The organism is Photobacterium kasasachensis (assembly GCF_050336885.1).
Classification (GTDB): domain Bacteria; phylum Pseudomonadota; class Gammaproteobacteria; order Enterobacterales; family Vibrionaceae; genus Photobacterium; species Photobacterium kasasachensis.
This window is the reverse complement of the sequence record NZ_JAKJSH010000013.1, coordinates 115,514-128,904: the sequence shown is the minus strand read 5'-3', so window position 1 is coordinate 128,904 and position 13,391 is coordinate 115,514. Positions and strand designations below refer to the sequence as shown.

General features: G+C 45.1%; 14 protein-coding genes and 1 riboswitch. Of the genes, 8 read left to right on the top strand and 6 right to left on the bottom strand.

What is annotated here, in order from left to right; all coding sequences use genetic code 11:
* Positions 1 to 786: an ABC transporter substrate-binding protein gene (locus tag L4D19_RS18640; RefSeq protein WP_428453720.1), complete on the top strand. Its 786-nt coding sequence runs from the start codon at positions 1 to 3 to the stop codon at positions 784 to 786.
* A gap of 46 nt (positions 787 to 832) precedes the next feature.
* Here the strand turns inward: L4D19_RS18640 and yidZ are convergent, their stop codons facing one another.
* On the bottom strand, positions 833 to 1,792 hold the full coding sequence (gene yidZ, locus L4D19_RS18635; RefSeq protein ID WP_428453719.1) for an HTH-type transcriptional regulator YidZ: 960 nt from the start codon (positions 1,790 to 1,792) through the stop codon (positions 833 to 835).
* Positions 1,793 to 1,809: 17 nt separating this feature from the next.
* Entirely contained in the window at positions 1,810 to 2,994 is a 1,185-nt protein-coding gene (locus L4D19_RS18630) for an MFS transporter (RefSeq protein ID WP_428453718.1), read from the bottom strand.
* Positions 2,995 to 3,197: 203 nt separating this feature from the next.
* Between L4D19_RS18630 and L4D19_RS18625 the strand changes: the two genes are divergently transcribed.
* The 4 genes from L4D19_RS18625 (at position 3,198) to hxpB (ending at position 6,094) form a co-directional block, all read left to right on the top strand.
* Entirely contained in the window at positions 3,198 to 3,545 is a 348-nt protein-coding gene (locus L4D19_RS18625) for a hypothetical protein (RefSeq protein ID WP_428453717.1), read from the top strand.
* A gap of 64 nt (positions 3,546 to 3,609) precedes the next feature.
* Positions 3,610 to 4,410, top strand: coding sequence for a Mut7-C RNAse domain-containing protein (locus L4D19_RS18620; protein ID WP_428453716.1), 801 nt, complete (start codon positions 3,610 to 3,612; stop codon positions 4,408 to 4,410).
* A gap of 20 nt (positions 4,411 to 4,430) precedes the next feature.
* A riboswitch (TPP riboswitch) is annotated at positions 4,431 to 4,530 on the top strand.
* A gap of 73 nt (positions 4,531 to 4,603) precedes the next feature.
* Positions 4,604 to 5,422 (top strand): hydroxyethylthiazole kinase, encoded by an 819-nt coding sequence (gene thiM / locus L4D19_RS18615; RefSeq protein WP_428453715.1) that lies wholly within the window; start codon positions 4,604 to 4,606, stop codon positions 5,420 to 5,422.
* 12 nt (positions 5,423 to 5,434) lie between these two features.
* Entirely contained in the window at positions 5,435 to 6,094 is a 660-nt protein-coding gene (gene hxpB, locus L4D19_RS18610) for a hexitol phosphatase HxpB (RefSeq protein ID WP_428453714.1), read from the top strand.
* A 126-nt stretch (positions 6,095 to 6,220) separates the two neighbouring features.
* Here the strand turns inward: hxpB and L4D19_RS18605 are convergent, their stop codons facing one another.
* Positions 6,221 to 7,483, bottom strand: a complete 1,263-nt coding sequence (locus tag L4D19_RS18605) for a NupC/NupG family nucleoside CNT transporter (RefSeq protein WP_428453713.1) — start codon at positions 7,481 to 7,483, stop codon at positions 6,221 to 6,223.
* A 62-nt stretch (positions 7,484 to 7,545) separates the two neighbouring features.
* Positions 7,546 to 8,778, bottom strand: coding sequence for an adenosylhomocysteinase (locus L4D19_RS18600; protein ID WP_428453712.1), 1,233 nt, complete (start codon positions 8,776 to 8,778; stop codon positions 7,546 to 7,548).
* Positions 8,779 to 9,051: 273 nt separating this feature from the next.
* Between L4D19_RS18600 and L4D19_RS18595 the strand changes: the two genes are divergently transcribed.
* Complete coding sequence (locus L4D19_RS18595) at positions 9,052 to 9,942, top strand: LysR family transcriptional regulator (protein ID WP_428453711.1); 891 nt, start codon at positions 9,052 to 9,054, stop codon at positions 9,940 to 9,942.
* A 102-nt stretch (positions 9,943 to 10,044) separates the two neighbouring features.
* Here the strand turns inward: L4D19_RS18595 and L4D19_RS18590 are convergent, their stop codons facing one another.
* Positions 10,045 to 11,151, bottom strand: coding sequence for a M20/M25/M40 family metallo-hydrolase (locus tag L4D19_RS18590; RefSeq protein ID WP_428453710.1), 1,107 nt, complete (start codon positions 11,149 to 11,151; stop codon positions 10,045 to 10,047).
* Positions 11,152 to 11,436: 285 nt separating this feature from the next.
* On the opposite strand from L4D19_RS18590, the gene L4D19_RS18585 reads away from it, so the two are divergent.
* Both L4D19_RS18585 and L4D19_RS18580 read left to right on the top strand, forming a co-directional pair.
* Entirely contained in the window at positions 11,437 to 12,201 is a 765-nt protein-coding gene (locus L4D19_RS18585) for a VIT1/CCC1 transporter family protein (protein WP_428453709.1), read from the top strand.
* Between the two features lie 170 nt (positions 12,202 to 12,371).
* A complete protein-coding gene (locus L4D19_RS18580) occupies positions 12,372 to 13,076 on the top strand; it encodes a DNA-methyltransferase (protein ID WP_428453708.1) in 705 nt (234 codons plus the stop codon).
* Here the strand turns inward: L4D19_RS18580 and L4D19_RS18575 are convergent.
* Complete coding sequence (locus L4D19_RS18575) at positions 13,048 to 13,332, bottom strand: hypothetical protein (RefSeq protein ID WP_428453707.1); 285 nt, start codon at positions 13,330 to 13,332, stop codon at positions 13,048 to 13,050. The genes L4D19_RS18580 and L4D19_RS18575 overlap by 29 nt on opposite strands.
* Positions 13,333 to 13,391 lie beyond the last annotated feature (59 nt).

Below are 13,391 nucleotides of genomic sequence, written 5' to 3'. Positions count from 1 at the left end.
ATGAAGAAAGTGATCAGCTTGGGATGTTTGGGAGTTGTGCTGGCTGCGGCAACTTTTGGCTCTGCGCAGGCGGCGCAGCAGAAACCGGTACGACTGGCGTCGGACTTTACCTATCCGCCATTTAATTACAAGGATGCCTCTGGTACACCTCAGGGGTTCGATATTGAAATTGCTGATGCACTTTGTGCCGAGGCGCAGCTTAAATGTGAGTGGGTAACCCAGAGCTGGGACGGGCTGATCCCTTCGTTGCTGGCCCGTAAGTCTGATGTCATTATGGCCTCGATGCGGATCACCGAAGAGCGAAAAAAGAGGGTATTGTTCACCGATAAATATTATCAGACACCAGCACGTTTTGTGACAGGCAAAACATCTGGGATCAAGATCGACAAAGCCGGTTTGAAAGGTAAAAGTATCGGCGTCCAGCTAGGTACTATTCATGACCGCTACGCAACGGACAAGTTTGGTGATGTTGCGACGATTCGTCGCTATACCGGACAGGATGAAGTGTACCTTGATCTGCAAAGCGGCAGATTGGATGCGGTGTTTGGTAATTCTGATCAACTGGCGCTGGCCTTCCTCGAGAAAGAACGAGGTCAAGGGTTTGCTTTCACCGGCGAAGCCGTTACCGACAAGGCTTATATTGGAGAAGGAACGGCGCTGGCATTGCGATTAAAAGACAAGAAACTTGCAGCCAAATTTAACCAAGCTATCAAAAGCATTCGTGAAAACGGTACCTACGATAAAATCGCATCGAAGTATTTTAACTTTGATATTTACGGCGAGTAAAACTACTTTTTCTTAAGTGACAGGCAGCGTTTGGCGCTGCCTGTCATTATTTGTTGTTTTCCACCAACTCTTTGATCACAGAACGCAACCAGGCTATTTTCGGGTTATAGGCATTTCGCTTGTGCCACATAAGCGTAAAAGGAATCGCGAGCTCTTCGTAGGCCTGCTCTGAAATTGGAATTGGCAGAGCGACCAGATGCGGATAGCGCTGCGTAGCAAAGCGTTGGCAATATCCCGGTGCAGTTGTGAACATTTCATGCCCTGGCTGCGCCGCCATAAACAAAGATTGATCAAAGTTTGAAACCGATAGCGCAATTTGACGCTCTTTTCCCAGCCCTGCCAATACTTCATCCAACGCCCAGCGCTCTCTGGCTTCCCAGATAATGTTGATATGCGAATAGGCAAGGAAGGCGTCGATATTCCATTCTTGCTGCAAGACCGGATGATCATCGCGAATAAACACCATTGGCCGATCTTCAAACAGGACTTCATAGTCAATGTAATAGGGCAGTAGCGCCAGTGTCTCTTGCGAACGATGGTGAGTTTCTCTACCGCAAAAGCCAATATCGGCCTCTCCATTGATGATGGCCTCAAGAGAGTCATAATCCCAGTCGAGGATCCGTATCGTTGAATCAGGGTATTGCCCGGAGATTAGCTGAGGCAAGCTACCCAAAACCAGCATGTGCAGAGGTGCCTCCATCATTAGCTGGAAGTTCACGCCTCGCGGTGTCGCGGTTCCCCGTTTGGTCGATAATTGCGAGGCGAGCTGGAACCATTCTGCGAGCTCTTCTTCCATACTCAGGGAAAGCGGGGTCGGTTGTAGCCCGTGAGGCTCGCGTATGAACAGAGGATCATCGAACCAGTCACGAAGTTTTCCAAGTGCCTTGCTCACGGCTGAAGGCGTTACATTGAGCTTCTTGGCGGTTTTGGTCACGCTGCGCTCTTGTAACAGTACCTGCATCGTGATCAATAAGTTGAGATCGAGCCGGTGAAGAGGTTTGCTCATTGATAATAATTCCTGAATTAAGCCACGTTGTCTGAAGTGACAGCCTGAGTGACCACTGCTGTTTTCGGTGAACGTGAGGTGAGCAGCGCTGCAAGGTTACCTAGGCTGGTTACAAATAGCAAAATAGTCAGCATATTCAATGCACTTACACCAAGCCAGCCCATAAACCAGATATAGGAGGCCGAAACGGTGATTTGGCTAATCCCCAACACAGAACTGGCTAAACCAGCATGAGTATCGAACGGTTTTAACGCCTGGCTGGTGGTTGTTCCAAAACCTAGCGAGAACCCGGAACAGATAAAAGCAAAGCCAGTTAAAAATAGTAAAGGGTTGCTGATTATTCCGGTAATGATCAGCTGTATGCCTGATAGAAGGAATAAACACTGAGAAGCAACCATTACGCGATGTTGCCCTAACAATACAAGCATTTTGGGCGTCAGGAATGCGGTTGTCATACTCACCACAGCCAGTAGTGCCATAGCCATAGAGTATTGCCCGGTTGAGAAACCCATGATGTCCATCATCAGCATAGGCGAGGTATTCACATATGTCAGGATGGCCGACACGCTCAAGCTCAGGATAAACAGTCGGCTCAGGAAAAAGCGAGACCGGAACTTTTGCCATGGTACAGAATCTGATTCATGGTGGCTGACCGAGCGGGTTTCTGTAAGGGCGAAGCAGCATGCCAGGCCAATAAGGACAGCAGTAATCATCATCACCATAAACAAAATCGGCCAGGGGGAAACAAGCAGAATAAGGTGGCCGATAACTGGCGCAAGCACCGGGATAATGCAAGTAATGCCATTTATCATAGACAGCACTTTAGCGCGTTTGTCATCATCCAGAACATCACGAAGAATGGCAAAGGCAACCACGTAGGCAAACCCCGAGCCTATTCCCTGACCAAAACGTCCGATGAAGAACTGAAGTGGGTTTGTTGCCTGCATTGTCCACCAGGAGGCTAAGGTAAAAATGATAGCGCTCAAGATAGCGACTGGTTTTCGGCCACATTTGTCCGCAAGCAGTCCGCCAAAGATCATGGTCGATGCCATTCCAATAAGGTAGATGGAGAAGGCGGCATGAAGATCTGCTTCAGTAGCTTGTAAGCTGGTCGCAATTTGCGGCAGACCGACTAAATAAAGATCAATCCCTAATGGATACATCAGCACCAGAGAGAAGCAACAAAACAAAATTTTTTTCATGGGTTTTTTCTACCGCGTTATCAAGGTATCGATATCCTAGTGTGGCGAGTGCCGAATAGCGATTTGCCTGTGGGACAACTGTATTTTCCTGAATGGAAAACTAGTCCACTTTTATGAGGAAGATAAAGATTTTGGATATGATTGATTCACGTAAGTTATGGGTGTTATAAGGGTTCTATAAAATTCAATGGAGTTGAATGCCAATGCTAAGGCTGATTAGGTTTGTGGTGGTTGCTAATATTATGGCGACATTGAGTGTTTGGTTATTAAGTCAATCTATCGCTCAGTTTTCTATAAATCATCCGACGGATTACTTGTTTTATATCTGCATAGTGTTGTGGGGAGTGGCTGGCTTAGCGTGGGATGGTGGCAAGGCAAGCAAAAATTATGATCTCGATAGGGCTGAAAATAAAACTCAGTCTATGGTGTCTGGTTATGATGCTAAAGCAGACAAGCATAAGCAGTACAGGGAAAACTATCATTTTGGTTTGAAGATGTTTATATCAGGGTTGCCGTCTCTTGCAGGCTGTCTTGTCGTCTATTTGTTTTAGTTTTTTCCGCCATCGAAGCTTTCTTGCCCAACGTCTTAGGCTAGCCTACGATTGAATAGTCTGAATGACTGCAATTGTGTTCTATTCTATGGATGACCAGCACGCACCAATATCTCGAACGTCTTACTTTCGTTTCTACGAAGAGCTCAATGACTTCTTGCCAAAACAGCGACACAAGGTATTGTTTTCACATACTTATACGGGTAAGCCATCGGTTAAAGATGCCATAGAGGCGATAGGGGTACCGCATACGGAAATTGACTTGATATTGGTCGATGGTGTTTCAGTTTCCTTTGACTACAAGTTAACAGGTGGTGAGAGAATATCTGTCTATCCGGTGTTTGAATTGTTAGATATTCAGCCTTTAACCCACCTTCGTCCTAAACCGCTGCGGGATACTAAGTTTATTGTTGACGTTAATTTGGGAAAACTGGCACTCAAATTACGGCTGCTGGGCTTTGATACTTTATATAACAATAAATTTGAAGATAGTGAGATCGTTGATATTTCTCTTCATGAAAAACGCATTATTCTTACTCGAGATAAAGGCATATTCAAATATAGTGCTGTTACTCATGGTTATTGGGTGAGAAGTGATAATGCTGATAGGCAAGTAAGAGAAGTGCTCCAACGTCTTCAACTGGAAAATAGTTTGAAGCCGTTTACCCGCTGTTCTTATTGCAATGGTGAGTTTGAATGCATTGACAAGATCCAACTAAATGGACGTGTTCCAGAAAATGCATTGGAGCTATTTGCGGAATTCTTTGAATGCCAGGGATGCAAGAAAATATATTGGAAGGGAACTCACTATAAACGAATAGTCAGTTGGCTCAATGAACTCACTGTGAATAACTCTATCAATTGAAGCTTTTTGTGTTATTATCCGGCACATAGTCGGGGGGCCGGAAGGCTGAGATCGCATCACGCGAGACCCGTTGAACCTGATTCAGTTAACACTGGCGTAGGGAACTATATGTCTTGTCATGAGAGGTGTGATCTTCACTCGTCTTAGATTTTTGGCTAGATCAAGTTCCTGTGCACCGGTTTTAGGAGCTTGAATGCCAAATCCTACCGCAATTGAAAATACAGAAACCCGTATCCAACCTATTGTTACTGCCTTGGATGCAGTTAGGCAGAAAAAGCCATTAGTGGTGAATATCACAAACTATGTCGTGATGAATAATAGTGCCAATGCCTTGCTTGCTATTGGCGCGTCTCCAATCATGGCACACTCACGTGAAGAAATGTCAGAAATGATGTCTTTTTCAGGTGCTTTGGTGATTAACATTGGCACCTTAGATAGCCAGTGGAAACCTCGCATGCTGTTTGCTGTAGAACAGGCAAATATCAGTGGTAAATGTGTCGTACTTGATCCGGTAGGGTGTGGCGCGAGTAAGTTGCGAACAGAAGCTTCACGTCAAATTGCGCAACTAGCCAATAAGTTGATTATTCGTGGTAATGCCTCTGAAATTATTGCTTTAGCTGGAGAAAGAGGCCAAAGCAAAGGTGTTGATGCGCTTGATGAGAGCGAGGCTGCTGTTGGCGCCGCTCAACACTTAGTGGAAGCTTATCAGTGTAGTGTTGTCATATCGGGTTCTACAGATTTTGTTGTGACCTCAAAAGGGCAAACCCAGTTGCGCAATGGACACGCAATGATGCCCTATGTAACGGGAATGGGGTGTACTTTGTCAGCCATCGTAGGGGCTTTTGCCGCTGTTGGTGAAGATACTGGGTTGGCGGCTACGGCGATTTTAGGTGTAGCCGGTGAAATTGCCGCAGAACAGTCGAAAGGGCCCGGAAGCTTACAGCTAAACCTGTTGGATGCCTTGTATCAGTTGGATGAAGAAACGCTTATTCAACGCCTGAAACTATCGTAAAGAGAGCAAATCATGACATATGCAGTTATCTTCGATATGGATGGGTTGCTGATCGAGTCAGAACCTTTGTGGAAGGAAGCTGAGAGGCAGGTTTTTTCATCCGTCGGGGTGCAAGTCACAGACAATTTGGCTGAGCAGACAGCGACAATGACAACTCGCGCAGTGACTGAGTTCTGGTTTTCGCGAAACCCATGGGAAGGGAAGAGTCTGGAAGAGGTTGAAGCAGCTGTCGTTGACAGAGTTGAAGTACTCGTGCGCGAACAAGGTGATGAATTAGATGGGGTTACAAGCCTTCTTGAGTTTTTAAAAGAAAAAGGCTTTAAGATTGGGTTATCAACGAATTCACCATATCAGCTGATCCCTGTCATCCTAAATAAGTTAGGTATTGCCCATTACTTTGATGCGATTTCCTCTGCTGATGATGTAGAGCAAGGTAAGCCAGCCCCTGATGTATACCTTTCCACCCTTAAAAAATTGGCAGTAGAGGCAAGGCGTTGTGTCGCTTTTGAAGACTCCCATTCAGGTATCGTTGCGGCCAAGCGTGCCAATATTAAAGCTGTCGCTGTGCCTCATCCTGATGAGTTTCATCATGATAAATTTACTGTTGCTGACTTGAAGCTTAGAAGCCTTAGTGATTTTAACGATGAGCATCTAATACAACTATTGAGATGATTTCTGATTATTAGATAGCCATTTTGCCTTGTTTTGATATTCATGGAGCATCTTTGTAAACGTAAGACTCAGAATTTATCAGCATTCTGAGTCTTACTTCTGTTTTACTTTGATGGCTCGGAAGAGTTAGAACAGCAAAAAGAATCCAGCAATCGTTGCACTCATCATATTTGATAGTGTTCCCGCCAGAATGGCATACAGGCAAAGTTGCGAAATCTCTGAGCGACGTTCTTTGGCCATCGCACCTAAACCGCCAAGCAGCATGGCTGCGGCAGAGAAGTTGGCAAACCCGCATAATGCAAACGTAATAATGGCTGTTGATCTATCTGACAGCGTATTGCCTGCTAAGAAGTCGGTAAAGTTAACGTAAGCTACGAATTCATTTAGGACGAGTTTTTGACCTATAAAGGTGGCCGCTGTCATGGCTTCATCGAAAGGAATACCGATGATCATGGCCAACGGAGAAAAGAGGTATCCTAAGATCATCTCTAAAGACAATGAAGGCAAGCCAACCATTCCTCCAAACAGGCCAAGAATCCCGTTTAGCAGGGCAATTAATGCGATAAAAGCCAGTAGCATGCCGCCAACATTGATTGCGAGGGCGACCCCGTTAGATGCGCCTTCTGCTGCTGCATCAATAACATTGCTTGGCTTTTTGACGGTAAGTGAACCTTTGCCTTTATCATGCCGAGATGACTCTAATGCTTTCATGTCTTCGGTTTCTGGAAGCAGTATCTTCGCAAACAAAAGCCCGCCAGGTGCAGCCATGAAAGAGGCGGCAATGAGATATTCCATGTTAACGCCCATGGCGGCAAAACCACCCAATACCGTGCCAGCAATAGAAGCCAGGCCACCACACATAACGGCAAAGAGTTCAGAGCGAGTCAGGTTTTTGATAAAAGGAGCGATAACAAGAGGGGCTTCTGTTTGGCCGACAAAGATATTTGCCGTTGCAGACATGGATTCAAATTTACTTGTACCTAATACGCGCTGTAATCCACCACCCAGTACGCGGATAAAGATCTGCATGACTCCGAGGTAGTAGAGAACTGCAACTAATGCTGAGAAGAAGACAATAACGGGCAATACTCTAATCGCGAAAATAAAACCGACGCCACCAAAGACTTCAAACATTTTATTGTCAGCCAAACCGCCAAATAAAAAGTCGATACCGTCCTTGGAAAAACCCAGTACGGCGTTTACACCGGTTGAAACGTATTGAAGAATATCTTTTCCGATAGGAACAAACAGGACAAAGGCACCAATTAAAAATTGGATAAGAAAAGCGCCTAAAACAACTCTGAACTTAATGGCTTTTCGTTCTAATGAAAATCCGTATGCGATAGCAAGCAGTGCTACCATACCAAGCAAGCTAAATATAAATTGCATGATTTAATTCCTTGTCTTTATAAGCGGCCATTGGCCGCTTTATCTGTGTAGGGTGGTTGGAATTAATGATTGATCCAATGCTCGCAGGAAAGCTCGGCGACCATCATTTCAATATCATAAGGAACGGGCTGGGGAATTTTAGTTAGTGATTTGGCATCCAGGGCTATTCTTTCCAAGCTTAATGTTTGCAGTGCCAAGCCAAGGTCCATAATTTCTATTGGATTACCGTCTCCGGCTGAAAGGTTGACCAGGTTGGCATCAGAAAGCAGGAATAACTGTTTCTGGTTTTCACCTATTTGATAGGACGTCACATGTGGCCGGATACGTTCTTGGGTTGAACTCATAGTTTCTAGTTCATGGGTATTTATTTCTCTCTGGAAATGCCCGGCGTTGGCGATAATGGTTTTATCGCGCATCAGTTCGAAGTGCTCTTTTCTTAATACGTTGTCTCGGCCTGTAATGGTGATGACCATGTCGGCATCCGGCAACGCTTTTTCTAATGTTGATGTATAGAAGCCTTCCATATGTGCTTCGAGCCGAGTCAGGGCATTGCTTTCCACAACGGTGACATGTGCCCCCATACCTCGAAGGCGCTGGGCAGTGCCGGATCCACAGTAACCATACCCAATGACAACCACCTTCTTGCCATGAAGCATGACGTTAGTGGCTCGCATGATTCCGTCGACAACGGATGAGCCGACACCAAAGCGATTTTCAATGATTCGCTTAGATAGGGTGTCATTAATGATCAACGTGCTCCACTTATCTGAATTAAAGTCTTCTCTTAAGCGATTGGCGCCAGTCGTTGTCTCTTCTGTGGCACCAAGCAGGGTAGATTGCAAATGAGAGAAGTTACGATCCGTAAAGATAAGTTCGTGAAGATCAGCCCCGTTATCTGCGATGATATCCGGGTTGAAGCTCAATACTTCTTTGCAGTAAGCGATATGATCCGCAAAGGTTTCTTCTCGGTGGGAGAAAACATGTACGCCGTAGTCTTTAACCAAGGCGGCAGCCGTCTCGTCTTGGGTTGAGCCTGGAGACCCCGTCAGAGCAACTGTTGCGCCACCTTTGGTTAAAGCTTCCATCCATACGCCTGTTTTCGCTTCAACATGAAGACAGATCCCAATGGTCAGCCCCTTAAATGGCTTATCTTCTTCAAGACGTTCGATAAGGCTGCTCATTATAGGCATATGTGATTTTGCCCATTTGATTCTTTTTGTACCTTCGGGTGCTAAACGGATGTCTGCAATATCATGAGAAGGTTTGTCTTGAGTAGCGTTGTTGTTCTGATACATGTTCTTTCCTCATTACTGTTTTATTCATAATGTGCAAACAGGCCAAAGAGAAAAACGAAGATAAACGGAATGAGTTTTTCTGGAGAAAAACAATAACGGGATCTGTGTTCTTGAATAGTTTTTATGTCATTGACTTAAAAAGTTAATTTTATTTGTTGCTCTCTCTTTATATTGTTCTTTTGAGGAAATTATTTATTTCTATAGGAGAACAAAGACTCGATGAGCTTCAGGGAAATCGTTATTGATTGGTTTATAATGAAGCTGAGGTGACCAATGAAAAATATTAACCTAAATTTACTGATTACATTTCATACTGTTGTTAAAAATAATTCGTTCACTTTAGCTGCCGATGAGCTTGTGTTGTCGAAGTCTGTTATCAGTAAACAGGTTCAACAGCTTGAAAAAGAGCTTCAATGCACGCTGATTCAAAGAACGACACGAACCCTCTCTCTTACAGATGAGGGCAGGTACCTATATGAACAGTATTCCAAGATCATCGATGATTTGCACCGGTGTCATGATACGTTAAGCCAGAAGAATGAAACTGTTGGGGGCACCTTAAGAGTTCGTCTTCCTATCGTACTAGAGCATGATCTCCGTCTTATGCGAATTCTCAGTGAGTTTATGATTTCATATCCTAGCGTCGAGCTAGAAGTTACCTATGGTTATACATTGGATGACTTGGTCGGAGACAATATTGACCTTGCATTCCATATTGGTGAACTTCCGGATAGCAGCTTTAAATGTAGGAAAGTAAAAGAAATAAAAACATTTGTTGTCGCCTCACCATCTTATCTTGAAAAGCATGGTAAACCGGAGACTCCAGCAGATCTGAATGATCATACCTGTATGAATTATCGAAGCTGTTTAACTAAGGATAAATGGAAGTTTCATGTCGATGATAATTCTTATGAGTCAGTTAACCTGAAGTCTAAAATTCGTTCAGACTCTGAATCGTTGTTAGTCGAAATGGCCAGACAAGGGGTAGGTGTTGCTTGTGCATTAGATTTTTTGGCAGAGAAGTACCTGGCAAACGGCGAGCTAGTGAGCTTAATCAGTGACTACACCTGGGCGACTGAGCTGTATGTCGTTTACCCAAGTAAAGCTGTCGCACCCTATAAGACAAGGACATTTATCGACTACCTTGTTAACAGTCTTTCTTGAATTCTCTAGCTACTGTCAAAGCAACTAGTTTTTGGGTAATGAGCTCAGTAAAAAGAAGCCGGAGACATAGCTCCGGCTTCGATTAAGATCTCACAACAGCGATTACTTAGTTAGGTAGGTATACATAAACTCAGTAATAGCAACCATATCGGTGATCTTGATGTATTCTTCAGTGGTGTGAACCTTCGCCATACCTGTTGAAAGGTTGACAGTCTTAAGGCCTTTGCCATTGAAGATGTTGGCATCGCTACCGCCACCGGTTGGCTGTGTTTTTGGCTCAACGCCGTTTGCTTCGAAGGCAGCTCTGATAGCAGCAACATGCGGGTCGTTGTCGTCGATACGGTAAGCATCGTAGGCACGTGTTGACTCAATGTTGATTTCAGCACCGTGTTTCTCGGCAGCTGCATTGAATGTGCTAACCATGTGATCCACTTGTGCAGCTAGTTTGTCATCATCAAGAGAGCGGGCTTCTGCTTCAATGTACAGTTCAGGCATGACAATGTTGGTTGCTTGTCCGCCTTTAACAACACCAATGTTCGCTGTCGTTTCGCTGTCGATACGAGACAGTTTCATCTGATTGATAGCATCCGCGGCTACGGTTAGCGCATTGATACCTTCTTCAGGTGCCAGACCGGCGTGGGCTGGTTTACCTGTGATGTTGATTTTCAGGTTCTGCTGACCCGGCGCAACGGTAATGATAGTGCCGATAGCACCGCCTGAATCCAGAACAATTGCTTGCTCAGATTCAACATAAGACATGTCGAAGTTTTTCGAACCGTGCAGACCACCTTCTTCATATACGGTGAATGCAAGCTCGATAGTTTTGTGCGGAACATCGTTGGCAAGAATGCAGCGAACCGCTTCCATAATGGCTGCGATGCCAGACTTGTCATCACCACCAAGAATAGTGTCACCTTTAGAGCTGATGATACCGTCATTGATAACCGGCTCGATGCCATTGCCAGGAGTAACGGTATCCATATGACTGCTTAGCAACACGCTTCCGTCTAGTTTCCCAGGAAGTTTGGCGTAGATGTTGAAGCCATTGGAAATATCAGCGGGAACAGGTAGTTTGCTTACCTGAAAACCGATTTGACCTAGCTGCTCTGCAAGGGTCTCGGCAATGGCTTTTTCATTTCGAGATTCACTGTCGATCTTAATAAGATCAATGAAGTGTTGGATCAATCTATCTTGGTTGATTGTTGTCATCAGAGTCTTTCCTATCTGAATGAAGAGACACTACTCTAAACAAAATCTGCAAAATTTTTGGTGGGTAGATCAATAAAATGACAGATATTTTCACCTTTCTATAGTTTTCCGATGGAGTTAAATAGCGCATGTGAATATAGCGCTCGACATTTATACAGTTCTCTATCACTGATATCTCTCTGCAGATATATAAAGTGTCAAAAAAGGCTCAATTGTAATTTTCAACTACGATTACCAACAACAGTCGGTATAACGCCGAATGTTGCAAGCCATAGAGTTCTTGTTATGAAGAAAGCCAGTATTGAAGAATTAGCTCGGGCACATGATCCTGATGTGATAAGAAAGCGTTTACAACAAGCGCCTAAGTCCCAAAACATATCCGATGCGGTGCTCGGGGGTATTGACGGGTGCGTCACAACGTTCGCTGTTGTTGCTGCTGCGGTTGGGGCTGGTTTCCCTGCTTCGGTTGCCTTGATTCTGGGGTTCGCCAACCTGATTGCCGATGGCTTTAGCATGGCGGTAAGTGCATATGAATCGAACAAAGCCAAGCAGGAATACACCCAGAGTCTACGCGAGATGGAAGAGGAGCATATTGATATTATTCCCGAAGGGGAGCGAGAAGAGATACGGCAAATCTTCATCAATAAAGGTTTCGAAGGGGAGCTGCTCGAAAAAATCGTCGCTATCATTTGTGAAGACCGCAAGCTTTGGGTCGATACCATGCTGATTGAAGAGCACGGGATCCATCACCAGGCTGATCCCGACCCATTTGGTTCTGCCTGGGCAACGTTTGTTGCGTTCATCCTTATCGGTACCATGCCTTTGTTGCCATTCCTGGCGACATCACTGTCTATGAACCAGCAGTTCGCGATTAGCACCGCTTTGGCGGCAATCATGTTCTTCATGATTGGTAGCCTAAAAAGTCTGCTGTTTGATCAGCCATATTTTCTTTCCGGTATGCGTACCCTGCTAAATGGGGGAACGGCTGCGGCATTGGCTTTCTTTACTGGGTATCTGTTGCGTGAGGTCTTTGGAGTGACCGGCATCTAGCTGTTGTTTTGCTGTCCATCTCCCGAAAGATTTGGTACAACACTGTCCGGGAATCTGCCCGCGAATTATTAAACAATGTCTGCGGTACCTGCATGTATGCCCAGAGTACCGAATGGCTTTGCCTGCATTGCCTGTTCTATCCGTATAAAGTGTTCAAATTTAGGTTATTAATGCAATTATTTAAACAAGATGCTGTGGAGTGGTTGTCCACGTTGCCAGATGGAAGCGTTGACTTGCTGATCACTGATCCACCGTATGAGTCGTTGGAGAAACACCGTGCCGTAGGAACCACGACGCGTTTGAAAAAAAGCAAAGGATCGAGCAATCAATGGTTTTCTATTTTCCCCAATCAAAGATTCGAAGTCTTTCTCGAGCAGGTTTACAGAGTGCTAAAGAAAAATAGTCACTTTTACCTGTTCTGCGATCAGGAAACCATGTTTTATATAAAACCGATAGCCGAGCAGGTGGGCTTTAAGTTCTGGAAGCCGATTGTCTGGGACAAGGTGGCGATAGGAATGGGGTACCACTACCGGGCGAGGTACGAGTTCATCCTGTTTTTTGAGAAGGGCAAGAGGAAGCTCAATAACCTTGGGATCCCGGATATTCTGGAAGAAAAGCGTGTATACCGAGGTTATCCAACCGAGAAGCCGGTACCATTGATCGAAACCTTGATTGAACAGAGCAGTTCAGAGGGAGACATTGTCGTTGACCCATTTTTCGGTTCAGGCTCGACGATGATAGCGGCCAATAACCTGAAGCGGATACCGTATGGCAGTGATATTTCCGATGATGCACATGCATATCTGAGGCAGCGTCTGGGTGTATCGGCAGACAGTCACCCGCAGGCTAGCTGTCAAGCTGAAGTTCAGTTTTGATGAGATGAAGTACGGCGACATCGTGGCCTACAGCAAAGGATAGGTTCCAGACATTTGTCAGTTTTTGAACAGGTGTCGGGGCTTGCTGTTCTAGCCCTGCAAGTACCTGTTCGGCATCAACTAGCGGGAAGCCATCGATAGCACACACATCCAGTTCATCAGACCAGATATTCAAAGCGGCCTTTTCGTTTTTGGCTTCAACCTGCGACATGTACGTCGCACCATCGTATTCCAGAATCAGGGTGTAAACTGACATAGCATCCCTTTTGAGGGCGGCTGCAAAATGTTATTGAACAGTAACAGTATTGCAGCCGC